Raw genomic sequence first — 23,934 nt, forward strand, 5'->3', positions numbered from 1 at the left:
GGCGTGAGCCGGCTCAGCGCGCGTTCCTTCATGCCCAGGTCAGCATGTAGGTAGGCCTGAGTTGCTTGCGTGGATTCGTGCCCGAGCCAGAGGCGATGGTGGTGATGTCGATTCCCGCATCGAGCATCCGCATGGCGGTGGTGTGGCGCAAGGTATGGGGTGTGACGGTTTTGGAGGTCAGGCTGGGGCACGTTTTTGCGGCGGTGGCGGCGTGAATGCGCAGTCTCGCTGCGATCGCGTCGCGGCTGATCGACTCGGTACTGCCCTGAGCGGTGAAAACTGCTCTGTGCGGCTGATTGTCGGGGTTCTGCCTGATCCATTGCTGCAGAGTCGTGGTTGTGAGCCGGTCGAGCGGAGTGATCCGGTCCTTGCGGCCTTTCCCATGGCAGAGCAGATGCGCCGGTTTGCTCAGATGCAGATCCTGATGGGTCAACGCGGTCAATTCGCTGACGCGCAGGCCTGTGGTGATCAAAGTCAAGATGATCGTGTGGTCGCGACTTCCGATCTTGTTCGTCTGATCGGGTGCGCTCAGGAGTGCTTCGACCTCGGCGAGGGTGAGGTAAGTCAGGACGGATGCGCTTGTCCTTTTCGTCTTGATGGCCAAGACTCTCGCGATCAAGTCAGCGTGTTCGGGGTGATCGTAGGCCGCATAGGCGAAGAATGAATGAAGGGCGGCCAGTCGGGCATTTCGAGTTCGGATACTGTTGTGCCGCTGGGTTTCCAGATAGTCCAGGAACGTTGTGATCGCTTCGGCATTGAGGTCGGAGAACTCGACCGCGTCCGGAGCTGTGCCGGTTGTCTCGTGTATGTGGACGAGCAGCATCCTGAAGGTATCGCGATAGGCGGCAATGGTGTGTCGGCTGGTGGCTCGCTGGCCGGTGAGAAATGTTGTGAAATAGGCTTGCAGCGACGCCGTGAACGTACTCATGGTAGATCTTGTCGACGGTAGTTCTCGAGCCGGTCACTGACCAGGTGAAGAAGTTCGGGGCTGGCGGTGAGGTACCAGTAGGTGTCGGCTGGACTGACGTGGCCCAGGTATGTGGACAACGCCGCTATGCGGGCCTGCACGCCGACACCATCACGGTGGGCGTCTATGAGGGTGTTGACGGCGAATGTGTGTCTCAGATCGTGCAGTCGGGGTGCCCTGTTGCCCGATCCCCGGGGCAGGGGACTATCCTGTGCCACGGCGCGGAATGCGATTTGAATGCTGTTTGCCAGCGCTCGGGATGCTCTCGGGCCCAGGAAGAGTGCGTCATCGTGCGGCGGTCCGAGCGTTGTCCGGCTGGTTTCGAGATAGCTCGTCAATGCCATCAAGGTCGTGGCGTGAACGGGCAGCAGGCGTTGTGTGCCGCCCTTACCGATCACGAGGATTGTGGAACGAGCATTGTCGATGCTGGTCGTATTCAGGGCCACCGCTTCGCCGGTGCGCATCCCTGTCGCGGCCATGAGGCCGATGATGGTCGCGAGCGTGTGACCGCGCAGCACCGGGCGCAGGGCCCGAGCACGACGGGCGAGGTCGGCAATCTGGGTCGCGGTATAGATATAGGGGATGGCCCGTTCGACCCGGGCAGGCAACATGCCGGCTGGAATCAGTTCGGCGGCCTGCGGGTCGCAGGCATGAACGTGGGCCGCGAACAGCCGGATGACAGCAAGCCTGCGGTGTCGCCACCGCGGTGTCGCACCCTGCGGCAGGCAAGCCCATATCAATGCGCGGCTCACGCTTATCGTCGAAGCGTGCTCACTTTCGAGATGATCGAGGAACTCTCGGATCAGCCATTCCTGATCGCAGGGTTGATATCCCATGACGCGGCGCAACGCCAGATACTCGGCGGCACGAGCCCGCAGGTCCTCACTCATGAGCGGTCCCGTCGACCGGCCAGGGCCGCACGAGTCCAGCCAATGCCCACTGATCGGTTTTGGCGTAAATCGCCGTGGCCTGCGCACTACGATGGCGTAGCAGTTGCCCGGCCTCTGCGAGCGTTCCCCCACCTGCCAGAACCGCGGTCGCGGCACTGTGGCGAAGCCGATGGGCCCCGACACGTCCTTCGATTCCCGCTCGGCGGGCCAGATAAGTCACCACGCCGGAGGCCCCGACGCGGGTCAGGGGCTGATGCGGGGCGTTCGCGGTAAGAAATATTTGGCGATAGGGCGAATCTACGCGCCGGTCCTCGAGCAGATACTCGGCAACGGCCTCACCGACCTCAACAGTGACCGGCATGAACTGGCAGTCGTGGCCTTTGCCGTGGATCTGCACCCGCGCAGCACGCCAGTCGAAGTCGTCCAGGCTCAAACTGGACACCTCGCCCGCCCTCAGTCCCAGACGTAGGAAAAGTAGGACTATCGCACGGTCCCTCGTCGACATCTCAACAGCCAGAAGCGATTCGATATCCTCGGCAGGCAACGCCCTCGGGACACCAGCCTGCAAATGACTGAGGACAGGAACGATGCCGTCGGCCAGATTGTTGTTCAAGCGGCCGATGTACAACATCCATCGAAACATCGCACGCAGAGCTGTCGTGGCCGCCCGGACAGTACCAACAGACCATACGGCCACATGCCCGATGAGGAACTGGTTCACATCGGCGATCGTCACCGCATTCAGATCCTCGCCACAGCGTTCGACGTACCATGACGCGAACACCTGAACGTGGTAGCGATACCCCTCTACCGTCTGATCTGCCAGCGAGCGTTCTTCATGTAGGTAGGTAGTGAAACCGTTCAATAACTCCTCTATGCCGGCCGAAAGACCAGTACTCTTCGCCGGAACACAATCGGGCCGTAAAAGATTCATCAGCACCATCACCGACTGCGGGGCCACCCGGCGCTGACCGATCAATCCACGATTCGAGCAGAAACGCTCGACCTGCGGCCACGACAGCCCCTCCACGCTGACGTCGTGATCAGCCATCCAATGTGAAAGATGAGCCAACAGCTGCAAATGACGAGCGGTCACCGACGGGGCAAACCCCAAACGGGTCAGTTCCGCGGTGAGGTCGTCCTGCCAGCAGTCCAGCGGACCGGTAATACGAACTTTCGATGGGTCACTCATCTGTCTCGTCCTTCCAGAGAGAATTGGAAGAATAAGCATCGAACAGTTACGAATAGTTATGTCGCACTATCTGAGCCGAATACCGCCCTGACCAGACGCTTCAGGAAAAACATCGACATAACCCGGACATCGACATAATCGATGATCGCATGCCGGCGTTGGACCTGGTCGGCTGCGACGGTGTCGAGGTCGTCCAGGTCGGTGGTGGCGGATGAAGGCGTGGAACCGCCACACATCGAACAATTCCCCCTGACCTTGATCTTTTTCGGTCGCAGGTCCAGGATCCGTCGCACGACGAGCCTGCCGGAACGTGGTGCGCTTTCTTCTGGGATGCGAACGCGGTGAACGGTATCTCGGCGACTTCTGCCACCGAGATCCACTGCTGGGTGTTGGTATCGTAGACGGCGTTGGTGTATCGGATCGGCGTCCAGGCGTCGTCGGTGATGGTGGCGATCGCGGCCCGGATGACCGAATTGAGTCCGGTGGTGATGGAGACGTCGGCGCCGCCACCGGTCGCTGCACCGATGGTCGGGTACCCGAAGTATGCGGAATCGGCCCGCACCAATGGTTTCGACTGTGCCGCTGCCACATCGGGATCGGAAGCTGCATGCGCGGTTGCGCGGAGCCGTTGAACGGTGGCGAGGGTGTCGGCGATCATCCGCGCTGCCCCGCGGGCGGAACCGCATGCTCCTTTGCGGAGTCGCTGCCCGGTGATCACCGGTGCCGCAGTGGTCGTGGTGACGGTGGTGATCAGTGAGTTCAGACCGCGGATGCCGGAGTAACCGTATCCGGAACCTTGTTTGCTGTGACCGTGGACTTCGATGATCGAGTCGTCGATGTCGACCATCACACGTTCGGTGTCGATCCCGGCAAGCACCGGGGTGTGCTCGTTCAGGGCGCACAGCAGTCGGGAGGCGACCGCGCCGAGTTGGCGGACATGCCCGAAGGCGAATTCCCTCAGAAACGACCCCAGTGTCGAGGGTGCGTACGGGTGGTCGAAGAGGGTGTTCATCGCACCGTGCCGCAGGATCGCCATGTCGGCGATGCTGTCGGCTCCGGCGACCATGCCGGCGACGAGGGATCCGATCTTGCGGCCGGCGTTGGCACCTTTGTCGGTCGGCACGCTCAGATGCTCCTGACTCAACGTGAGCAGTCCGGATCGCTGCGCCAACGCCATCACCGGGACCAGGCCCGCGGTGGACACGAGGTTCGGGTCGTCGAACCTCGCCGAAGCGACGGGACGGGTGTGAGATAGTTGCATCTGCGAGATGCCCTTTCTGTGTGGTCAGAATTTTTCTGTGAGAAGTCTTATTCTCCACCACGACAGGGCATTTCGTATTACCAACTCGCGCTCAGCTCCCGCCTGATCGGTGCATCCAGGTTTATCCACGCGGGTGCGGTCACCGCGGATATTTATCCAGATCGCTGCGCCGGCGCTTCCTGCCAGATAGAGACTGAACCTCGCAAGGGCCCGCTACCTATTCATGCGGCGGGATACCCGAGTGCCAAGATACCGAGGACTTGGTGGCGCTGTGGTATCAGCGAGCGGCACGTGGACCTCATCGCGTCATCATTGAACCCTGCCACCAGGCATGTGCCGATGTTCTGTTCTGCGGCCGACAAATATACGTTCTGGGCCGAATGACCCGCTTCCATCCAGACGAAGTGCTCGCCGTGATCAGCTGGTTGACCAGGGAAACGTTGACGGGCTGCACTCATGTCCGCGGTCATCAGAAGCAGCGCCGGGCAGTCACAGAGCCAGTCGACGGCGTCCAACGTCCCTTTGGCGATATCTTCCCGATGGTCACCAATGCGTGCTAGAACAAGCGTGTGGTCCTGAGGGTCATATCGATAGCTTCCGGCGTCGATACCGCTCACCTTTCCGGTAACCAACGTAATGGCGATCGGGTTGCTGGCCCGCGCAGAAGGAGATACGCGGTGCGGCGGCGTTGTCGTTCCAGAGGCGGCCCACGCCATCGCCGCAATGCCTTCGACATCGAGATCCCGCGCGGCATCAAATTTTTTCGTCGAACGGCGTCGCGACAACAAATTGGTGAGAGCGTGCCGTGTCTCGACGCGGGGGAGGTCGATAGTTTCCTGCATTTGAAAATTCTCACATATGTGCCATTGACCAGCGTGTCAGCGGCCTCCTGACTGCGCGCCACACGTCATCTAAATCGTTGACAGGAGCCGTCACCCGTCCTTATACGAACCGGTGACTGACGAGGCAGCGTTGATCGCGTACCGCAGCATCGGTGATTCCGTCCCAAGAGATGAGGACCCGAGGCAACCGTGCGGCCCGCCATGCCCAGCGCCTCACTCCACAGCTACCGGGCTCGGATTTTGATGATCCTTGCCGATGGGTGGACTCTGCGTGCGAGCGTGTTGGCGACCGAAGCCGGGATCAGTGCGCAATCTGCGTCGGGCCATCTCGAGAAGCTGGTGTCAGGTGGGTTGGTGCGGGTTGCGGCGTCCGGTCGGCATCGGTACTACACGCTGGCCGGGCCTGAGATCGGGTCGGTGTTGGCGTCGTTGGCGTCGATAGCAGAGCCGTTCGAGATCACCAGTCTCCGACAAGGCACCCGGGCGCACGGGTTGCGGCAGGGGAGAACGTGTTACGACCACGTCGCGGGGAAACTCGGGGTGGCCATCACCGAGGCACTGCTTCGCACACAGGCCCTCGTCCGTACCGACGATGGGGCCGGCACGGGACGCGCCGAGACCGATCCACTGTCGGCGGGCTCCTGCGCGAACTGCCCGTACGAACTCGGACCATACTCTTGAGGCGTCCTCGCGGACATCGGTATCGATATCGTTGCGGTGCAACAGATTCACGGGCGACGTCCTCTGCTGCGTGCATGCCTCGACTGGACCGAACAGCGCCACCACATCGCGGGAACTCTCGGTGCGCAGATCTGCCGAACGTTCCTCGAAGCCGAATGGCTCACCCGGGCGCCGCGCCAGCGAGCCATCACGCTCACTCCGCGCGGACAGCGTGCGCTCGAGAGTCGACTCGGACTCGCCGATTTTTCAATGCCCTCGTCGACTGACTTAGCCATTCGGTATCGACGCGCCCTGACCAGGGCCGCAACTTTTCAGGAATCTAGATTTGTACCTTCCGGCGGATACAAAATGTGTTAGCTTCTTGGTACAAGCGACCGACTGGAGGACCTGATGGATGCGCTCGACTTTGTTTTCGGAATGCTGATTGCCACCGATGAATCGGCTGCTGTGTGCGGTGTCGTCGCTGCCTCGGTGGTCGCACCGATGATCCGCCGCCGACGCCGTGCGCTATCTACGCTGGAATCATACAGTGTTGCTGCGGTACGATTTCCGGACGGCTCGGCAGCGATCGGCTCTGTATTGGCGTTGATCGGCTGGGCGGTCGCCATCGCAGCGACGAGGTTGTGCGCCGGGCCTTGGGATGCACCGTGGTGGCGGCATGCAGCACCGATGTTCGGCGCCGTCGTCGGCCTCGCTGTGCTGGCTGTTCGGGTCACCAGAAAGGCGGCCGACGTCGAAGTTCCGGTGGTTCCGGTAGTGCGTCGTACTTGGCGCACTTTCGCTGATCCCATCCAACTTCGGTTGTATGCGGCCGCGGCGGTATCGCTGCTGGCGCTGTCGATCGCCTGCGGCAATGCGTCGATCCCGTCGCCGACCGGCTCATACGCGGCAATCACGGCAGGCGACAGTTCAGGCATCGCATCGTTCTACGGGTGGGCCTACGCGGTACCGGTCATTATCACGGTCGTCGTCGTGTCGGGACTGGGTATCTATGTGCTCAATGCCGATGCAGCGAAACCATTTTCACGACCTGACACTGTTACTGCCGGCACTCTGACCCGCCGTGCAACCGCCTCGAGTGTCCTTCTTCCCGCCTTGGGTGCGGTAGTTCTGAGCCTGGGATACGCGCTGTCCTTCGTAGCAGGCACAGGGCGGGGGTCTGCAGGATTCGGCGAAGGGGAAGAGATGTATATGTGGAGCGTCGGGTACTCCTCGCTGGCGCCTGCAATCGCTGTGATCGGCTGGGCACTGCAAACCGCAGCAATAACATTGCTGCTGTTGATGATCGCGCGTGGACTTCGACAAAAGAACAGCAGTGCCCACATCACGGTTCGCGCGTGACTGCCCGAGAGACGGACAGAGTCGACCACCCCAACCCGTCTGCGGTCATCTACGACCACTTCCGCGGACTCATCGCATCCGGCAGGCTCGGTATCGGGGAGCGGCTACCGTCCGTGCGTCAAACAGCGGCCGATCTCGGGGTGTCCGCGGGGACAGCGGCGCGGGCCTACAAGCAGTTGGAACGAGATGGGTTGGTCGCATCTCGCACCGGCGCCGGGACGCGGGTGGCGGCGGGTGCGTCACCGCTGCCGGAATCGTTGGTGGTGATGATCCGCAAGCTTGCAGATCTCACAGCACGTGAGCAGGTGGACCCGAACGATGTGGTGACTTCACTTCGCGCCGAGCTCAATGGGTAGACCCGACATGCGGGGGAGTGGTTTGTGAAATACGTGCCGCGGCGCGAGGACCGGGTATCTGGTGCCTGGTGCCTGGTGCACTATCGACGTGGGCTTTGTGATCACCGGGATCGCACGAACTGGACGGACCTGGTCGTCACTGCGCGGTGACGAAGTTGGCATTGCTGTCGAGGCTGGCACGGCCGCGCGCTCCTGCGTTGCGAAATGCGTTCACGCCGAGTATCACCGGGACCGGCAGATGGAGGACGCCGACAAGCCCGTCGAGTGAACCGAGGACGCCTAGGGTGTGTCTCCTAAAGGGTGATGTGGCGCGACCACAGGAAGACCGCATGTAGGAGCGCACCCGCCCGGTACGTCAACGCCAGTTTGTCGTACCGGGTGGCAAGTCCTCGCCACTGTTTGACGGCATTGAAGGAACGTTCGACTACATTGCGGCCTTTGTATTTCTGCGCATCGAACTTTGGAGGCCGACCACCACCGCTGCCCCGATTACGCCGGTGGCCCTGCTGATCTCGTGGCTCCGAGATCACCGCCTCGATCCGCCGCGACCGCAACAGCGCACGAATTGCACGCGAGGAATACGCCTTGTCACCGAGTACCGCGTCCGGACGAATACGCGGCGGCACCGACCCCTCGCGCTCGATCCGCAAGTGCGAGAGCAAGATCGGAAACATCGGACTGTCACCCGCCTGCCCGGCACCGACAAGAACCACCAACGGCAAACCGTTCCCATCGGTGAGGTGATGAATTTTGGTGCTCAATCCACCACGAGAGCGGCCGATACCGTGATCATCGGGCTCGGCAAGCAGATTCATGCAATTCGACAGATCCCCCTGTGGAACGAGCGAGGTTCGTACCGTGCTGATGCGCTCGATTGATCGTCGAATCCACCGACACCTGCCAATCCACCCCGCCACGGGCATCGGCGGCGCTCAACAACGCTGCGAGCACCCGATCCCACGTCCCGTCACCGGCATAGCGGCGGTGACGTTTCCACACCGTCTGCCACGGACCGAACTCTGCGGGCAGATCACGCCATGCCACCCCTGCCCGATATCGGTACGCGATCCCCTCGACCACCAGCCGATTGTTCCGGAACGCCCGACCCCGAAGACCATCGGACGAGGGCAACAACGGTTCGATCAGACCCCACTGCTCATCGGTGAACATCTGCAATCTCGACACGAGAAACATTCTCGAGCACAACCACACTCACATCTAGGAGACTCGCCCTAGTGGAATCCGCCCCCGCTCGAGTGGCCTGTTCTGCCAGTCGGTCATCTCCCCAACAACTTTGTCGGTGATACGGGAGATGGTGTCCTTCGATACCGTCGCACCATAGATGTCCTGAAAATGCGTGGACACCTCGCCGGTCGTCAATCCCTTTGCCGTGAGCGACAATACGATCTCATCGATCCCCGTCAGCCGCCGCTGTCTCTTCTTGACGATCTGCGGCGTAAATGAGGAATCGATATCCCGCGGCACCTCGATCTCCACCGGCCAGATCTCCGTCAGCACCGTCTTCGAACGAGTGCCGTTACGGGAATTGCCGCTGCCACGACCGGCAGCGTCGTGTTTCTCGTAGCCGAGGTGCTCGGTCATCTCCGCATCCAACGCGGATTCGAGGACATTCTTGGTGAGCTGATTCAACAGCCCGTTCGGGCCCATCAACTCCACACCCTGCTCCTTGGCTTGAGCTAGGAGCTGCTCGGCCAACTGCTTCTGATCCACCTCGTCCGCCATGGGCTCCAGTTTTTCGGTCATCATCGATCCTTCCCGCCAAGCTGGGCTCGGCGTGTCGAACCAAGGATCGGATCAACCGTTATTCAGACAGTCCCTTCTCGGTATGTGTCGCCGAGCTCCTGGCAAATCACCGCCGCGATGAGACGGCTCGTATCTCTCGGGTTGTCCGACAGCTTCGGCGTGCAGTGAGATCCGACGGCGATGGAGTGTCGGATCGAAGCGATCATGATCGTTTCCGACCTGCCGGGTGCAGTTGTTGCGTGCTGCTTGTCGAGAGGACGTTCATGCTGTCGTCGTCGAGGAGGACGTCACGGGCGGCGTTGTTGTCGAGTAGATGTTGGATGCTTGTGGTTCCGGGGATCGGGATAACCAATTGGTCGCGGCGGCGAGCCTGGTTGTGCACCCAGGCGAGCGCGACCTGGTTCGAGTTGAGTCCGTAGCGTTCGGCGGCGACACTGAGGGCTCCGGGCGTCGAATCTTGGACGTCGCCGTGGTTCATAGGAGAGTGGGCCACGAGTGTGATGCCCAACTCTTGGATCACAGGGAGTATTGCCTCGACGTCGCGCCGTCCCCACGACCATGCTTCCTGGACTGCTTCGATCGGGTGGACTGCGTGTGCCCGTTTGATGTCATCAACCGTGACGTTGGACAGACCTAGTGCTCGAATCTTGCCGGCCTGCCGTAGCTCTGCCATGGCGGACACGGTTTCTTCGATGGGCGTCGTGTCGCTGCGGTGGTGCAGGTAGTAGAGGTCGATGGCCTCTACTCCTAACCGTTGAAGGCTGCCCTCGATTGCGGTGCGAACCGTGTCCGCGTCGGCGCGGACGTTCCAATCGTCGAAATCGCCCGATGCACCCCTGTAGACGCCGAACTTCGTGCAGAGCGTGACCTGGTCGTGAAGCCCGCTGAGTGCTCGCCCGACGACCTCCTCGTTGCCGTACATCTCCGCGGTGTCGAAAATGGTGACACCAGAATCGACTGCGGCCTGGAAAAGGTGGGCCGGATCGCGGTCCGCGTCGCCCCACCTTTCGTCCCGCAAGCGCATGAGCCCCAGACCCTGCCGAGAGGCTCGGTTGCTTGGCCACAGGCGGTCGCCGGTCATGCTCTGCCGCTAGCCATGCGGCGCTGCCCGGGACGGATCGTCGTCCCGTCCGTTCCGTAGGCCCGAAGGAAGGCGTCGACACCGGCTTCGACCATCGGTTGGACCTGGCTGGGTGTGAGTGCTTCGGCCGCGAAGGGTCGGATGGTTGATTCGGCGGTCGTCAACGCGATGTAGTGCAACGTTGCTTGCCGAACGTCCGGGACACCGAGCCATCGACGTTGTCCGAGTTCGTCGAGCACCGAGGCGACCTCGGCCTGCACCCGGTACGGGCCTGCGTCATGCCATGTTGTGGCCTGTTCCGAGGTGAGGCTGACAGCGCGGGCCCTGAGCTGGTTCACCATGGCGAAGTGCTGCGGGTGACTCGCCCGCTGGTCGACGAACGCATGGCCCAGCACCATCAGTGCCGATCGCACGTCGGCCGCGCGCAAGGCATGCTCCGCTCCGCGCGAGAAATCGTCCGCAACCAGCGAGGCGCTGGCGGTGAGGACGGCAGCGAAGAGGTGGTTCTTGGACGTGAAGTGCTGGTAGAGGGTCCTGGTCGAGACCTGTGCCTCGGCTGCGATGGAATCCATCGTGGCGTCCGCGAACCCGACTCGCCCGAACACTTCCTTGGCAGCCGTCTCGATCTGCGCGCGCTTGCTCGGCCGACCGCCCCGAGGAGTCGGTCCGGCGTGCCCATGTACAGTTTCTGCCATCATCGTTTTCCTATGATATCGAACCTCCGGAGGCCCCGTATGACCATCTCACCTCACCCACTTCGTCTCGCCATTATCGCGGGATCAACTCGCCCCGGCCGCCATTCCCGAACCGTCGCAGACTGGGTCGCCAGCGCGTCGAAGAACCGCCCCGCAGCCACCTACGAAGTCATCGACCTCTCCGAAATCCACCTACCGTTCATCGATGAGGTGCTCCCGCCAATGGCCGGGCAGTACAGCCTGCCTCACACCGTGGAATGGGCCTCGATAATCAAGCCGTACGACGGGTTCGTCTTCGTCACCCCGGAGTACAACCATGCGCCTCCAGCAGTGTTGAAGAATGCGCTCGACCTGCTGTTCGCGGAGTGGAACGACAAGGCCGCCACTTTCGTCAGCTACGGCGTCGATGGCGGCATCCGAGCAGCAGAGCAGCTGCGGCAGGTCTGCGGCGAACTGAAGCTCGCCGACGTGCGCGCGAGTGTCGCGCTCAGATTCGGAACCGACTTCGAAGGATATGCAACGTTCACCCCGGCAGTAGAGCGTGAAGCCGATCTCGCCCGGGCGCTGGATGATCTTGAGCAGTGGGCTGGAGCACTGCGACCCATCCGGCATCCGGATGTGATCGCATGACGGACCATCTCCGCTAGCGCGTCCACCACTCCATCATTGACCACCGGTGCCGAACCATTCTCTGTCAGGGGAGTCGCTCAATTTTAACGGTCTCGGTGCCGAACTGCTCCTCCCGCAGCGCTGGACCCCAGGCCATCGCATAAAAATCGGATTCGATCACGATGTGTCCAGCATCCGCCAACGTAGTGCGGGTCACCGCAGACAGGGCTGAAGTGAGCGAACATTCTCCAGGGTGCGCCGTGACGACAAGAACGATCATGAACATTCCTTTCGCGAGAACGGTTTTGCTTCGACGACTGACCTCAACTACGAGAACCCGGGTACGGGTTCGTGGGGAGCCTCACTCACGACTCCTCGCTACGAGCGTTCCCGCGGCAGCGGGGGCCGTCTTGGTGAGCGCAAGGTCTCCCGACCAGAGGAGCAGGGCGAGTGCGCCGAGGGCCGCGCCGATCCAGGCGACAACGGGATATCCGTAGCCCGCCGACAGTGCGAGTCCGCCGAGCCAGGGGCCGAGGCTGATGCCGATGTTGAAGGCTGCCACGTTGCCGGCGACCGCGAGGGTAGGTGACGTGGGGGCAAGCGCGACGATGCGCGAGTTGAGGGCGGGGTTGGTGCTGAACCCAACAAGCCCGAGCACCACAACGACGACGACAGTGGGCCCGACCTGATGGGCCGAGAGTGCCAAGATGGCGGAGGCGAGGAGCAGACCCGCGAATCCCACTCCGAGGATCGCGTGCGGGAACTGGTCGGCCGCTCTGCCTCCCACGGCGACGCCGATGAGGGCCCCGAGGCCGTAGCCGAACAAGACGGCTGGCACCCAGGCGGACATGAGGCCGGTCGTCTCGATCAGCATTGCTGAGAGGTACGAGAAGGTCCCCAGCAGTGCTGTGGTGGCAACAGCTGTCATCGCGTAGGAGAGCCAGAGCCGCGGGACCCTGAGCCCGCGCAGCTCGACCCCCAGCCGGGGCTGCACCTGCGGACGGCCGGCGGGAATCGCTGCCGCGATCACGACTGCGGCGACGGTCGAGAGGGCGATCACGACCCAGAACGCTCCGCGCCATCCGGCGTGCTGGCCGACCCAGGTTCCGGCGGGTAACCCCAGCACGGTGGCGACGGTCAGCCCGCCGGCGACGACGCTCATCGCACGTCCCCGCGCTTCGGGGCCGGCCAGCGCCATGGCGGCGCTGCCTCCGACCGCCCAGAATCCCGCGTAGGCGAACGCTGCGGCGAACCGTGTGATGAAGAGGATGGCGTAGCTGTCGGTCAGTGCGCCGCCGACATGTCCAAGGATGAAGACCGCCACAAAAACCAGCAGGGCGTGCCTGCGGGGCCAGTTCAACGTCGCGACAGCCAAGACCGGCGCGCCGACCAGCATGCCCAGCGCGAATGCACTGATCAGCAGGCCGGCCCGCGGGATGCTCACCCCCAGGTCGGTTGCCATCTCGGGCAGCAGGCCGGCGAGCATCAGCTCGCTGGTGCCTTGGGCGAATATTCCGAACCCGATGACCCAGACCGCGCGCGGCAGCTTATCCGTTCGTGCCACCATGCCGACTTCTTTCTGTAGCGATCGTTAGAGAATGTGAGACTAGCATGTTGTGTAGCGCTTGGTATAAAATCGTTGTCATGGTGTCCTCAGCTACGCGTGGTCGGCCGCGGTCCTTCGACCGCGACACCGCCCTTGACCTGGCGATTCGCCTGTTCTGGCGCAAGGGGTATGAGGCGACCTCGGTCCGCGACCTGAGCGAAGAGCTCGGGATCGGGACGCCGAGCCTTTACAACGCGTTCGGCGACAAGAAAGCACTGTTCACCGAGGCCGTCAGCATCTACGACCGCGAGTACGGCGGATTCATCGAGGCCGCCATCCAAGACGCCCCCACCTCGGCAGCCGCGGTCCGTCGCATCCTCCTCGAAGCACCAGCCCGATACACCCGCCACGGACTGCCCCACGGGTGCCTGGTCGCCAGCGGGGACGCCGGGACGACCGACAGCGAGATCCACGACTCCCTGCAGCACCTTCGCTCGGAGAAGGCCCAGTCGCTGAGCGACAGGATCCGAGCCGACATCTCTGCAGGTCAACTACCCGAAGACACCGACGCTGACGGCCTGTCCGGATACGTGATGACGGTCATCAGCGGCCTGGCCCAGCGAGCGAGCGAAGGCGCAACGAAAGCCGAGCTGACCACCATTGCCGACATCGCGACCCGTTCCTGTCCCTGAGGACCTCGACGCCCGGGCCGGGACGGTGCGACCGAGCAGGTGTGGACGAGTGGTCGGGTGCTCTGGACGATGGATCACCCGCGCAGCGTTGGTGCCAGCAAGACTCGAATACATGGCCATCGACAACCCCATCAGGACGTCCACCCCTTCCCGTACGTCGTGGAGTGCGATCGTCGCAATGACGGCCACGAGCTTCGTGCTCGTCGTCGCCGAGTTCCTGCCGCCGAGCCTGCTGCCCTCGATGGCAGCGTCGCTCGGGATCTCCGAGGGGCAGGCCGGCCAAGCGGTCACGGCCACCGCGTTGGTCGGGTTCGTGACCGCTCCCACGATCGGGATGCTGTTCCCGAGCCTGGACCGCCGGACCCTGCTCGGCGCCTTGGCCGTGGCCGCAGCGGCGTCGAACATCCTGGTGGCAGTGGCGCCAAACTTGGTCGTCCTGCTGGTCGCGCGGCTGCTGCTCGGTGCGGCCATCGGCGGCTTCTGGGCCATGTCGATTGCAGTGGCCGCCCGGCTGGCTGCTCCGCACCACCTCGGGCGCGCATTGATGCTGGTCAACACCGGCACCACGGCCGCCACCGTTGTCGGGGTACCCCTCGGCCTCTATCTGGGATCGCTGACGAGCTGGCGGACAGTGTTCGCCGGGGTCGCGGTCCTCACCCTCGTGGTCGCGGCCATGGTGCTGTGGGTCTTGCCCCCGGTCGCACCAGCAGCGGCCACCGGCTTCGGGGCGTTGCGCGAGACCCTTGCCATCCGTGGCACCCGGGTCGCCCTGACCGGTCACGTGCTTGTCGTGCTGGGCCACTTCGTTGCGTTTACCTACGTCAGGGCGGCGTTGGGACTCGTCCCTGACCTGGACGCAGGGGGCGTCGCCGTGGTGCTGGTGGTCTTCGGCCTCGGCGGTTTCCTCGGCAACCTGCTGATCGGGCTGCTCGTCGACAAGCACCTACGGTCCATGCGGATATTGGTTCCGGCTCTGATCGCTACCGGCATCGCCGGTCTGGCCGCCTTCCCGGGTCAGACGTGGCTCGTCGTCATCGCTGTCGGCGTGTGGGGGTTCGCGTTCGGGGCGTGGCTGATCGTCGCCGCGACCTGGATGGGACACAACGCGCCCGAGCAGATGGAGGCCGGAGGCGGGCTGCTGGTGGCGGGGTTCCAGCTGGCGATCACCCTGGGCGCCGGGCTCGGCGGCCTGCTGGTCGACGGCGGCGGCATCCAGCTGGCACTGACCATCGCTGCCGGCACAAGCCTCGTCGGCGGACTGCTGTTCGGTCTGGTCGAAGGACGGACAGACTCATCACTTGTCGGCGCGCGGTGATGGTGCTCAGACCGCGGCCACGACAGGCGCAGCAAACCCGAGGCGCCATTGGCTGGGCGTCGACCCGGTGTGGCGGCGAAACGCCCGACTGAACCCAGCCTCGGACTCATACCCCAGACGCTGCGCCGTCTCGGCAACACTCAGCTGCTCACCGGTCAACAAGTCGGCGGCGGCATCCATGCGCACGGCAGCCAGGTAGGCGGCGGGCGACTGACCCATCGCGACGCGGAACCGTTCGGCGAACGCCGACCGCGACATCGCGGCAACACGGGCCAGGCTGTCGACCGTCCACGGCTCGCCCGGGTCGGCGTGGAGGGCGTCGAGCGCACGCGCGAGGTGAGGGTTCATGACCCGCTGCAGCCAACGCTCAGGCGCGCACCCCAGCTCGGACCAGGAGCGGACCGCCGCCGACACCACCGTGAGCGCGATACGACCACAGATCACGCCGTCCCCCACTCGCGCCGGGTCCGTGGCAAGCCACGGGTGGCGGGCCATGTTCTCGACGAGGACAACCACGTTCGGCTCGTGCTCGTCGAACCGCCACACCACCAACCAGTCGGGCAACGTCTCGACCGACGGTCGCTCCCGGACCGACGGCTCGAACGTCACGTTCAGCAACTCGGCCTCGGCCAGGGCGCGCACCTGACGCCGGATCCCCCGCGAGAAGAACATCAAGTCGCCCTCAGCCATCTCCGTGGAGGTCGTGCCAATACGGATCTCAGCCCGTCCGCTCAGCACGTAGGTGAACCCCGCGCCGTCGCCCGCAGCGCTCAACTGCTCGTCGCGGACCAACCGATCTCGTCGCGCACCGTGCAGGTGCCATTCGAGGGCGTTCAGAGCCCGATCGAGCGCGCCCGCCATCGGGCCGTGTTCTGAAGTCGTCAGCACACCCATGCTTAGCACGGACGCAGTCGGCGATTTTCCTCGGCTGGACCCCTCGACCCATACGTCCTCCGTCAGGCCAGCGCGCCGCCGTCGACCCGCAGGATCGTGCCGGTCACGTAGGAGGCTCGGTCACTCAGGAGCCACGCTGCTGCCTCGGCGATCTCCTCGGGCAATGCAGCACGACGCAGCGGAGTGGAAGCGACAAGACTGTCGATGATGCCAGGTGAGGCCTCTTCCCACGATCCGAGCATCTCGGTCGTGGTGGTACCGGGAGCGATCGCGTTGACCCGGATGCCCTCTGGTCCGTAGGTGACCGCTGCCGACGCGGTGAGGCTGTTGAGCCCCCGTTTCATCGCACCGTAGGCCGGGAGATCGGGATTGGCCATCAGGGCCCCGATGCTGGAGGTGTTCACGATGGCACCGGTGCCCGAGGTCGCACGGATAGCCGTGACCTCCGCGACCATGGCCAGCCACGGACCTTTGAGGTTGACGGCGTAGATGTGGTCGAAGTCGACCTCGGTCGCCGCATCCATCGGTCCCGGCGGCACGAGAGTGGCTCCGTTGTTGAACGCGATGTCGAGCCGCCCATGAAGCGACACAACGTGCTGCACGGCGGCGCTCACGCTCTCGGCGTCAGCGAGGTCACACAGCACGTAGTCGGCGGTCCCGCCAGCGGCCCTGACCTCCTGCATCACCCGCTTCAGCTCGGACTCCGTTCGGGCTGCGAGCACCACCGTCGCACCCTCGCGGGCGAACAGGCGTGCTGCGGCCGCGCCGATGCCGCGTCCGGCTCCGGCGATGAAGGCGACCTTGCCGTCGAGCAGGCCGCGGTGGACGGATGAGTCATGTGCCGATGTCGTGGTCATGTCCTCCATGGTCGTGTCGGTCGACAGACATAGACAGGAACCGTCTGTACCTGCCTGCGACCGGTTCACCCGGGCACACTGGAGCAATGGACCGACAAAAGCTCGCGGACTTCTTGCGCAACAGGCGTGAGCGAATCACACCCGCCGATATCGGCCTACCCGTTGGAACACGTCGCCGTACGCCCGGCCTCCGCCGCGAAGAAGTCGCACAGCTCGCCTACATCTCCGTCGAGTACTACACCCGGCTCGAACAGGCACGCGGGCCACACCCGTCGCGCGAGGTGCTCACAGGGCTGGCCAGGGCACTTCGCCTCAGCGATGCCGAACGCGACCACCTGCACCAGCTCGCCGGCACTCCGCCTGCCCCGCCCCCTGGGCCGTCCCGCGTCGTGCACCCGAGCATCCTCGACCTCCTGCAACGCCTTCCCCAAGCCGCGGCCATCGTGACGTCCGCCGACTACGAGATTCTGGCGTGGAACGACCTGGCGGCTGCACTGTTGGAGGACTTCTCCGCCCTCGCCAGGCGCGATCGCAACCTCATCAGGCGCTCGTTCCTGCATCGCCGCCAGGACGGCAAGCGGTTGTATGGCGTGTCCGACGGCGACGAATTCGCCCGTACCTCAGCTCAGAACCTACGAGTGGCCGCCGCTCGGTACCCCCACGACCCACGGGTGATCAGCCTCGTGGCTGATCTCCTCGCCGGCAGCCGGGAGTTCGCCGAACTGTGGGAATCGCATGACGTCACCGCCGTCCCCACACTGTGCAGGACCTTCGAGCACCCGCTCATGGGCCCGATCGCGGTCAACTGCGACATTCTCGACATCACCGATCGCGACCAACGAGTCATCATCTACACGGCCACACCCGGGACGCCTGCCGAGGAGGCCATGCGCCTCCTCTCGGTCGTCGGCACCCAACGTATGGACGCAGCTCTCTGACTGCCTGGCAGCCATTCCTCGCTCCTGACTCCGGTCATCAGCTCAGCGTGAATCATCTTGATCAGCCGCTGGGTGATGGGAGGCTCCTTGGTCAAGTGCACGGCGAGGCGATTGTCCTTGAGGTAGTTCTCAACCTCCGCGACGTCGTCGCTTCGAAGGGTATCTTCGCCGATTGCCTCGACTTGGAGGACATTCGAGAGCGACGCACGTGTTCATTCGATCCTCGAGCTCGACAGTGCTTCCTTCGTGAGGAAGGGCCCCATGAGAACTTCTGGCTCGCTGATCAGATGGGCGAGACCGTTGAGCTGCCTCAGCGTTACGTCTGTCTGAGGCAGGGCGACCTGGGTCACCGGCGTGAGGTAGATCTCGCGGGGGAGTCGTTGCGTAGGTGATCCACCTCAAGATCGTGAGGCTGGTCCGTCCACAGTGGTCTTGGTCACGTTGCTTGACCTGTCCCCACGGGTCCGGCTGTAGCGTCCGATCCATGAAGGCAGGCAAGGCGGCGGCAGTTGCAGGTGTCAGCGTGAAGGCGCTGCGCTACTACGAGCGGATGGATCTGGTTCGGCCTTTTCGCGCGAGCAACGGGTACCGGGTCTACACCGACGCGGACGTACAGGCCGTGGTCGAGGTCCGAAGGCTGATGGAGCTTGGGCTGTCGGCCCGCGAGGCCGAGCCGTTCGTGGCGTGTCTGCGCGCCGGCCACGATGCCGCTGATGAGTGCGCGGACTCGATCGCGGCCTACCAGCAGAAGATCAATCAGATGGACGTCATGATCGCGCGCATGACGCACGCCCGCGAAGAGCTCACACAGAGGATGCTCGGCGCCGCTCGCAGAGGGTTCGACCTCAAGCCAACCGATAACAACATTGTGGAGGAACCCATGACAGCACCGCAGCCCGGCCCGTTGCCCGACGGCCTGGTCGCGCCCGAAGACGACGGTGCTGCAGAGCACCTGCCGGGCTCCACCGTTCCTTCCGTCTCCTTGGTCGCCACCGACGGGACGCGGGTTTCGTTGAGCGCAGTCGCCACAGGACGCTGGGTGCTCTTCGTCTATCCCCTCACCGGAGAGCCCGGGGTCGACGTCCCCCAGGGTTGGGATGACATTCCCGGGGCACGGGGATGCAGCCAGGAGGCCTGCTCCTTCCGCGATGAACTGGCGGCATTGCACGAAACCGGTGTCGCGCACGTCATCGCCTTGTCCTCTGACGCCAGCGCCTATCAACGAGCTCGCAGACCGGCTGCACCTGCCGTACCGGCTGCTCTCGGACCCCGACCTGGCCCTGGCCGACGAGATGGGTCTGCCCACCTTCACAGCCCAGACAGTCCCGCGGGAACACTGCGGGCCGCAACGGCTATACAAACGGTTGACGCTGGTCTTACGCGGGACGCAGGTCGAGCACGCCTTCTATCCGGTCTTCCCGCCCGACACCCACGCCACCGAGGTCGCGGAGTGGCTCAGGGCTCACCCGGTGTGAGTCGGCAAGAATCCCGAGAGTCAACGGTTACGCCCTCCTTCAGTTTGACCACGCGTGCCGTCGCTGCATCGAGTACCCGGCGGGCGCACCGCTCTGCTGGCCGTCTGGTCGACCGGCAGTATGGGCACCGCCATGCTCGCGACGCTGTTCACCACCGACACCGCCTACCGGTGTCTCGTGCCCGCACTGGTGGTCTTTAGCATCGGCCAAGGCATGACCAGGACCATCATGTTCATCACCGCCGGAACCGACGTCTCGGCCAAGCACGATGGCGTCGCAGCGGGCCTCGCCATCCTCATCGAGATCGCGTCAGGCGCCGCCAGACGAACCGCCATCACCGCGATCACGATCGGCTCGTCGCAGGGTTCGCATTCGCTGCGTTCATCCCCAGCCGGCGCGGTGTGGCACCGTCATGAAGGGCCCGTCGAGCCAGCCGGCAAGTTCACATCTTCCCACCCGGCGTCAGTAACTGTCATCACCTAAAGCGGGGGCCGCCCCACCGCCGTAGGTGGCGATCTTGTACTCCGTCGCCGCCAGGGAGAGGGTGAGCTCGCGGATCTGCCGACGGACGGTGTCGCGGTGCTCGAGCATCATGTCGAGCCGCTCCGGCACGGTCGCCTCCCCCACGTCCACCAGCTCCACATAGTGCTGGAGATCGCGCATCGCCATCCCCGACAACCGCATCCGCGCCAGGAACACCAGCCGCCGCAGCGTGTCGGCTTCATAGACCCGGTGGCCGCTGGCGTTCCGGCCGACCGCGAGCAGCCCGACCCGCTCGTAGTAACGCAGGGTGTGGGCTGACAGGTCGAGCAGGTTGGCGACCTGGGTGATCGTCATGGTCCTTCGACGTCGGTGGCATCCACGCGCCGGTGGATCTCCTCGATCGACATCGGACCGTCGATCTCACCCAGGTTGCTCAGGATCTTGTTCATCAGGTCTTCGGTCGCCATGCTGCCCAGCCTAGAACGATCGTGGCGGTGAGGCAGGGTCGTCGAAGTTGGCGCTGATGGCGAGGTCGTGCAGGCGATCCAGCTCGGCCAGCCCGGTGAGGTGGCCCGTGCGTAGACGACCAACGGCCTCACGCCCGAGCGGCAACCGCAACGGGACGTCATCACCGTGAGCGAGCGAGACGATGATCTGAGCCGCCTTGACCGGATCGCCTTCCTGCAGCCCGTCGGCACAGATCATCTCCGAACGCAGCGCCCCCAGAGCAGCGCCGTAGGTCGACGACTCCTGCGCAAACAGCAACGCCTCGGCAGTGTTGAAGGACGTCCGGAACCGGCTTGGCTCGACGATCATGACCCGGACGCCGAACGGTGCGACCTCACCGGCCAACGATTCCGACCAGCCCTCGATCGCGAACTTCGTCGCGGAGTAGGCACTGACGCCCGGGAACGCGATCCGTCCCGCCTGACTGCTCATCTGCACAATCGTCCCCACCCCCTGCTCACGCGTGACCGGGAGCACCGCTCGTACGAGCGCCGCCGGCCCGAACAGGTGCAGGTCCATCGGGTCTCGTAACTCGTCGTCGGTCACTTCTTCTGCCGCCCCGACGAGCCCACGGCCGGCGTTGTTCACGACGACGTCGACCGTCCCGAAACGGCGGTTTCCACTAGTCGTGGCGAATCATCGGGTAATCGTGCAGGGGCCACCATGGTCGCACAGCCTGGTTCGGAGTGAGGTCATTCAGGCATAACCTCGGACGGTCGTTGAGTTCGGCGGCGACTTCATCGAACTGGTCCTGGGTCCAGCAGCTCAGGTCGGTTCCCTTCGGGAAGTATTGCCGCAGAAGACCATTCGTATTCTCATTCGTGCCTCGCTGCCATGGAGAGTGAGGATCGGCGAAGTAGATCTTCAGTCCCGTAGCGGCCGCGATGCGCTCGTGATGAAACATCTCGTTGCCCTGGTCCCAGGTCAGCGACCGCCGCAGCGAGACCGGCATTCGCGTGAAACGCTCGATGAGAGCATCCCCGACGATGTGCGCGGAGTGTCCACCACGGATCGCGACCAGGATGGTCAATCGCGTCTTGCGCTCGACGAGTGTCGCGATCGCCGATCTCTGCCCGGCGCCGATGATGAGATCGCCCTCGATATGGCCTACCTGACGACGTGAATCCACGTGGGCTGGCCGTTGCGCGATAGGCGTCATATTCGTAGATTGCTTGAGCGAACCGTCCCGGGACCGTCCACGTCCACGGCGCCGGCGATACGTCCGGCCGGTGCGCAAAGACCCACCAGTGGCAGCCAGGACCAGCCCGCGGTACACCGCTTCGTAGATCGTCTCCACGCACACGTGCCACGCTGTGCGGCGTGGGTAGCGTCGCCGCAGCCACCGGCTGATCTGCGCCGGTGACCAGCGCTTACCGAGCTTGGCGGCGACGAGCCGGCACAGCGTGTCATCGTGGGTGAACACGCGCATTTTCGGACGTCGTCGACGCTGGTGTGCCTGGTTGTGGGCGTACCACGGTTGGTATCGACCATCAGGTTTTCGATTTGCGTGCGATCTCCTTGTACACAGACTGGAAGCTCTTGCCGATGCGTTCCGCAATCGTCTTGACCGGCTCATCGCGGGCCAGCCCATCGGCGATCTCGATGCGGTCGTCTTGGCTGAAGTAGCGGCTACTGATCGGACTCTCGACATAGGTCACACTGCCAGCGTCGATGAACCACAGCGACCCACAGCTCAGCGACACGCCGACCGTTGATGCCGCCTTCGATCCTGAGTGGCCTTGTCTGATCAGCTCGAAGTAGCGGCGTTTGCTCTCCTGTGGTGACTTGTTCCACGCGCACCTGGGCATCGGAATCCTCTCGGGCAAAGATTCGCTTCGATCAGTGGAAACCGCCCCCTGCTCTCAGGGACGATTCCGTACCCTCGGATGACGGTGCCGAACCGGCACCGATACTCGAGACGTAGGAGGCCTATCCATGGCTGGAATCGCTGACAAGCTCGACAAGGCATACGAAGACAAGCCGCTGACCGAACTCGTCGACGCACCCGTCGAAGCCCTGCAGGGCGTCAGCGCCGGCGACGCCGAGCACCTCAAGGCCGCGTTCAACATCAAGACCATCGGCGATCTCGGAAGCAACAAGTACTTCCTGTGGGCGCAGGCAATCACCAAGCTTTCCGAGTAGACGCAAGTGAGCGCGTGGTTGCCGACCAGGAACACGTCGGTCGGCAACCACGCAGCCATTTTCGGGTCGCAGACGAATGAAAGCTCCGAAGCCACCGTCAAGACTCCTTGACGGTTCGGAAATGCTGTTTGACGAAATCTTGAGCGTGGAGATTTCGGCTGGGGGTCCGTGAGCGATCAGGAATGTCAATGTCCGCCGGCGCGAATCGAAGCACCAGGTCCCGTGTGGAGACCCCGCTGATGTCGGAGCCACCCGATACCGTTCAACATATGCGGGGCACGGCGGCGGGTTCGAACAGGTCGTATCGCTACGAGTGGGCGTTGTTCGCCGACTGGTGCGCCGCCGCGGACCTGACCCCTCTACCCGCACCCCCGGTGGCGCTGGCCGAGTTTCTCGCCGACAACCCAGCCGGCGATCGGGTACAGATCCGCCGGATCTCGGCGATCAACCGCGCCCACCTCGATGCCGGCCTCCCGCCGCCCGGGCGAACCACGGCGCTGCGTCTGGCCCTCGACTCCGCCCGAGCGCAGCGCCGACACCGCCATCCCCGGCAGCTGGCCGCTGCTCCAGGCGGCCTGCCGACTGTGGGGTAGACCGAGGCGTTGTTCGGACGCCGCGATGCGGTTCTGCTGATCCTCGCGGCCGCAGGGTTGTCCTACCGCGAGATTGCGGCCTTGGACCGTACCGACCTCGCCGCGGGCGCCGCGGGCAGTGTGTGGATCGGCGGCACCCATCGGCTTCGGCTCACCGCTGACGATCCTGCTGGGTTCCGGCCAGGCGAGGTGTGGTCCCGGTGGGACACAGTGTTGCGGTTCGCCGACCGGTACCCCTCGACCACGCTGGTGCTCGATCACCTGCGCGGCGATACTTTTCCGGACATGTCCGGGTGGCCGCAGCGGGCGTGCCCGGTGGCGGTACCGATCGACCGGTGGGGCCACATGCCGCTACCCGCCGATGCGATGTCTCCGGCCGCTATCGCCGAGATCGTCGATGCACACCGGACGGGATTGCCGCCGCGCCGCGGATCCGTTCCACAGAAACGCCGCGAACGCTCCGATGACACACATGACGCCGTACCGTCTGTGCCGGAACATGATTCGGCCGAACTCGGTTCGGGTTATTACGAGGCCGGCATTGCGGCGCGCCGCACCGCGCACACACTGTTGACCGAGGTACCTGAGCTGTACGACGACGTCGAGGACCGCATCGACGCACTCCTCGCCCGCACGCTCGACCTGCTCGAACAACACACGAACGCCACCGATCGGCACGAGTGACGCCGAAAGCAATCGGCAGGGGAACTGACGTAACAGCCCGTTATCGGTGAGCGACCGGACAATGAAACCATCGTGCCGCCGCCTCGGAACAGGCGCTTCCCGAAATCGGGCAATGTTGGTGCTCACCTC

The 23,934-nt window shown here is 64.0% G+C and carries 26 protein-coding genes and 4 pseudogenes; 12 read left to right on the forward strand and 18 right to left on the reverse strand.

From position 1 onward, the window contains the following. Positions 1-28 precede the first annotated feature (28 nt). The 5 genes and pseudogenes from QMK32_RS19945 to QMK32_RS19965 form a co-directional block, all read right to left on the reverse strand. Positions 29-928, reverse strand: coding sequence for a tyrosine-type recombinase/integrase (locus QMK32_RS19945; RefSeq protein ID WP_283476973.1), 900 nt, complete (start codon positions 926-928; stop codon positions 29-31). Beyond that, positions 925-1,857 carry a tyrosine-type recombinase/integrase gene (locus QMK32_RS19950; RefSeq protein WP_283476974.1) on the reverse strand — a complete coding sequence of 311 codons (933 nt, stop codon included), beginning with the start codon at positions 1,855-1,857 and terminating at the stop codon, positions 925-927. The genes QMK32_RS19945 and QMK32_RS19950 overlap by 4 nt, the downstream gene beginning before the upstream one ends. Next, positions 1,850-3,049, reverse strand: coding sequence for a tyrosine-type recombinase/integrase (locus QMK32_RS19955; protein WP_283476976.1), 1,200 nt, complete (start codon positions 3,047-3,049; stop codon positions 1,850-1,852). The genes QMK32_RS19950 and QMK32_RS19955 overlap by 8 nt, the downstream gene beginning before the upstream one ends. A 131-nt stretch (positions 3,050-3,180) precedes the next feature. Further along, positions 3,181-4,310, reverse strand: a pseudogene (locus QMK32_RS19960) (IS1380 family transposase); the annotation flags it as partial. A 221-nt stretch (positions 4,311-4,531) separates the two neighbouring features. Then, positions 4,532-5,152 carry a SagB/ThcOx family dehydrogenase gene (locus QMK32_RS19965; protein ID WP_283476977.1) on the reverse strand — a complete coding sequence of 207 codons (621 nt, stop codon included), beginning with the start codon at positions 5,150-5,152 and terminating at the stop codon, positions 4,532-4,534. Between the two features lie 201 nt (positions 5,153-5,353). Between QMK32_RS19965 and QMK32_RS19970 the strand changes: the two genes are divergently transcribed. The 3 genes from QMK32_RS19970 to QMK32_RS19980 all read left to right on the forward strand — a co-directional run bounded on the left by QMK32_RS19970 (position 5,354) and on the right by QMK32_RS19980 (position 7,530). Beyond that, positions 5,354-5,833, forward strand: a complete 480-nt coding sequence (locus QMK32_RS19970) for a winged helix-turn-helix domain-containing protein (RefSeq protein WP_283476978.1) — start codon at positions 5,354-5,356, stop codon at positions 5,831-5,833. Positions 5,834-6,223: 390 nt separating this feature from the next. Then, positions 6,224-7,174 carry a hypothetical protein gene (locus QMK32_RS19975; protein WP_283476980.1) on the forward strand — a complete coding sequence of 317 codons (951 nt, stop codon included), beginning with the start codon at positions 6,224-6,226 and terminating at the stop codon, positions 7,172-7,174. After that, complete coding sequence (locus tag QMK32_RS19980; protein WP_283476981.1) at positions 7,171-7,530, forward strand: GntR family transcriptional regulator; 360 nt, start codon at positions 7,171-7,173, stop codon at positions 7,528-7,530. Before QMK32_RS19975 ends, QMK32_RS19980 begins: the two co-directional genes overlap by 4 nt. A 293-nt stretch (positions 7,531-7,823) precedes the next feature. Here QMK32_RS19980 and QMK32_RS19985 read toward each other — a convergent pair. The 4 genes and pseudogenes from QMK32_RS19985 to QMK32_RS20000 all read right to left on the reverse strand — a co-directional run bounded on the left by QMK32_RS19985 (position 7,824) and on the right by QMK32_RS20000 (position 11,070). Further along, positions 7,824-8,715 (reverse strand): annotated as a pseudogene (locus QMK32_RS19985) (IS5 family transposase). Positions 8,716-8,781: 66 nt separating this feature from the next. After that, positions 8,782-9,273 (reverse strand): annotated as a pseudogene (locus tag QMK32_RS19990) (transposase); the annotation flags it as partial. Positions 9,274-9,496: 223 nt separating this feature from the next. Further along, on the reverse strand, positions 9,497-10,375 hold the full coding sequence (locus QMK32_RS19995; protein WP_283476982.1) for an aldo/keto reductase: 879 nt from the start codon (positions 10,373-10,375) through the stop codon (positions 9,497-9,499). Beyond that, positions 10,372-11,070: a TetR/AcrR family transcriptional regulator gene (locus tag QMK32_RS20000; protein ID WP_283476983.1), complete on the reverse strand. Its 699-nt coding sequence runs from the start codon at positions 11,068-11,070 to the stop codon at positions 10,372-10,374. The genes QMK32_RS19995 and QMK32_RS20000 overlap by 4 nt, the downstream gene beginning before the upstream one ends. A 39-nt stretch (positions 11,071-11,109) precedes the next feature. Here QMK32_RS20000 and QMK32_RS20005 point away from each other — a divergent pair, with 39 nt between their 5' ends. Beyond that, positions 11,110-11,700 carry an NADPH-dependent FMN reductase gene (locus QMK32_RS20005; protein WP_283476986.1) on the forward strand — a complete coding sequence of 197 codons (591 nt, stop codon included), beginning with the start codon at positions 11,110-11,112 and terminating at the stop codon, positions 11,698-11,700. 64 nt (positions 11,701-11,764) lie between these two features. Here the strand turns inward: QMK32_RS20005 and QMK32_RS20010 are convergent, their stop codons facing one another. Next, complete coding sequence (locus QMK32_RS20010; RefSeq protein WP_283476988.1) at positions 11,765-11,959, reverse strand: NAD(P)H-dependent oxidoreductase; 195 nt, start codon at positions 11,957-11,959, stop codon at positions 11,765-11,767. Positions 11,960-12,040: 81 nt separating this feature from the next. After that, positions 12,041-13,225, reverse strand: coding sequence for a Cmx/CmrA family chloramphenicol efflux MFS transporter (locus QMK32_RS20015; protein WP_283477029.1), 1,185 nt, complete (start codon positions 13,223-13,225; stop codon positions 12,041-12,043). A 98-nt stretch (positions 13,226-13,323) separates the two neighbouring features. On the opposite strand from QMK32_RS20015, the gene QMK32_RS20020 reads away from it, so the two are divergent. Together QMK32_RS20020 and QMK32_RS20025 are read left to right on the forward strand one after the other, a co-directional pair. After that, entirely contained in the window at positions 13,324-13,917 is a 594-nt protein-coding gene (locus QMK32_RS20020) for a TetR/AcrR family transcriptional regulator (RefSeq protein ID WP_283476989.1), read from the forward strand. 49 nt (positions 13,918-13,966) lie between these two features. Beyond that, entirely contained in the window at positions 13,967-15,232 is a 1,266-nt protein-coding gene (locus QMK32_RS20025) for an MFS transporter (protein ID WP_283476990.1), read from the forward strand. Between the two features lie 6 nt (positions 15,233-15,238). Here QMK32_RS20025 and QMK32_RS20030 read toward each other — a convergent pair whose 3' ends face one another. Together QMK32_RS20030 and QMK32_RS20035 are read right to left on the reverse strand one after the other, a co-directional pair. After that, complete coding sequence (locus QMK32_RS20030; protein WP_283476991.1) at positions 15,239-16,120, reverse strand: AraC family transcriptional regulator; 882 nt, start codon at positions 16,118-16,120, stop codon at positions 15,239-15,241. A gap of 68 nt (positions 16,121-16,188) precedes the next feature. After that, a complete protein-coding gene (locus tag QMK32_RS20035; protein ID WP_283476992.1) occupies positions 16,189-16,983 on the reverse strand; it encodes an SDR family NAD(P)-dependent oxidoreductase in 795 nt (264 codons plus the stop codon). Positions 16,984-17,069: 86 nt separating this feature from the next. On the opposite strand from QMK32_RS20035, the gene QMK32_RS20040 reads away from it, so the two are divergent. Continuing rightward, positions 17,070-17,921, forward strand: coding sequence for a helix-turn-helix transcriptional regulator (locus QMK32_RS20040; RefSeq protein ID WP_283476993.1), 852 nt, complete (start codon positions 17,070-17,072; stop codon positions 17,919-17,921). Between the two features lie 212 nt (positions 17,922-18,133). Here QMK32_RS20040 and QMK32_RS25440 read toward each other — a convergent pair whose 3' ends face one another. After that, positions 18,134-18,271, reverse strand: a complete 138-nt coding sequence (locus QMK32_RS25440; protein WP_502943710.1) for a Fic/DOC family N-terminal domain-containing protein — start codon at positions 18,269-18,271, stop codon at positions 18,134-18,136. Positions 18,272-18,405: 134 nt separating this feature from the next. On the opposite strand from QMK32_RS25440, the gene QMK32_RS20045 reads away from it, so the two are divergent. Further along, positions 18,406-19,596: a MerR family transcriptional regulator gene (locus QMK32_RS20045; RefSeq protein WP_283476994.1), complete on the forward strand. Its 1,191-nt coding sequence runs from the start codon at positions 18,406-18,408 to the stop codon at positions 19,594-19,596. Between the two features lie 13 nt (positions 19,597-19,609). Beyond that, positions 19,610-19,879, forward strand: a complete 270-nt coding sequence (locus QMK32_RS20050; RefSeq protein WP_283476995.1) for a hypothetical protein — start codon at positions 19,610-19,612, stop codon at positions 19,877-19,879. Here QMK32_RS20050 and QMK32_RS20055 read toward each other — a convergent pair. The 4 genes and pseudogenes from QMK32_RS20055 to QMK32_RS25280 form a co-directional block, all read right to left on the reverse strand. After that, positions 19,859-20,346, reverse strand: a pseudogene (locus QMK32_RS20055) (MerR family transcriptional regulator). The gene QMK32_RS20050 and the pseudogene QMK32_RS20055 sit on opposite strands and share 21 nt — an antisense overlap. Positions 20,347-20,356: 10 nt before the next feature. Next, positions 20,357-20,974, reverse strand: coding sequence for an SDR family NAD(P)-dependent oxidoreductase (locus QMK32_RS20060; RefSeq protein WP_283476996.1), 618 nt, complete (start codon positions 20,972-20,974; stop codon positions 20,357-20,359). Positions 20,975-21,008: 34 nt separating this feature from the next. Next, positions 21,009-21,944 carry an IS30 family transposase gene (locus tag QMK32_RS20065; RefSeq protein WP_283476997.1) on the reverse strand — a complete coding sequence of 312 codons (936 nt, stop codon included), beginning with the start codon at positions 21,942-21,944 and terminating at the stop codon, positions 21,009-21,011. Further along, positions 21,877-22,044 (reverse strand): helix-turn-helix domain-containing protein, encoded by a 168-nt coding sequence (locus QMK32_RS25280; protein ID WP_349307585.1) that lies wholly within the window; start codon positions 22,042-22,044, stop codon positions 21,877-21,879. Before QMK32_RS25280 ends, QMK32_RS20065 begins: the two co-directional genes overlap by 68 nt. Before the next feature lie 277 nt (positions 22,045-22,321). On the opposite strand from QMK32_RS25280, the gene QMK32_RS20075 reads away from it, so the two are divergent. From QMK32_RS20075 to QMK32_RS20085, 3 genes are all read left to right on the forward strand, one after another. Beyond that, a complete protein-coding gene (locus QMK32_RS20075; protein ID WP_283476999.1) occupies positions 22,322-22,528 on the forward strand; it encodes a hypothetical protein in 207 nt (68 codons plus the stop codon). A 269-nt stretch (positions 22,529-22,797) separates the two neighbouring features. Beyond that, positions 22,798-23,121, forward strand: a complete 324-nt coding sequence (locus tag QMK32_RS20080; protein ID WP_283477000.1) for a hypothetical protein — start codon at positions 22,798-22,800, stop codon at positions 23,119-23,121. Between the two features lie 9 nt (positions 23,122-23,130). Continuing rightward, positions 23,131-23,805: a hypothetical protein gene (locus QMK32_RS20085; protein WP_283477001.1), complete on the forward strand. Its 675-nt coding sequence runs from the start codon at positions 23,131-23,133 to the stop codon at positions 23,803-23,805. Positions 23,806-23,934 lie beyond the last annotated feature (129 nt).

The organism is Rhodococcus sp. H29-C3, from assembly GCF_030063405.1.
Taxonomy (GTDB): domain Bacteria; phylum Actinomycetota; class Actinomycetes; order Mycobacteriales; family Mycobacteriaceae; genus Rhodococcoides.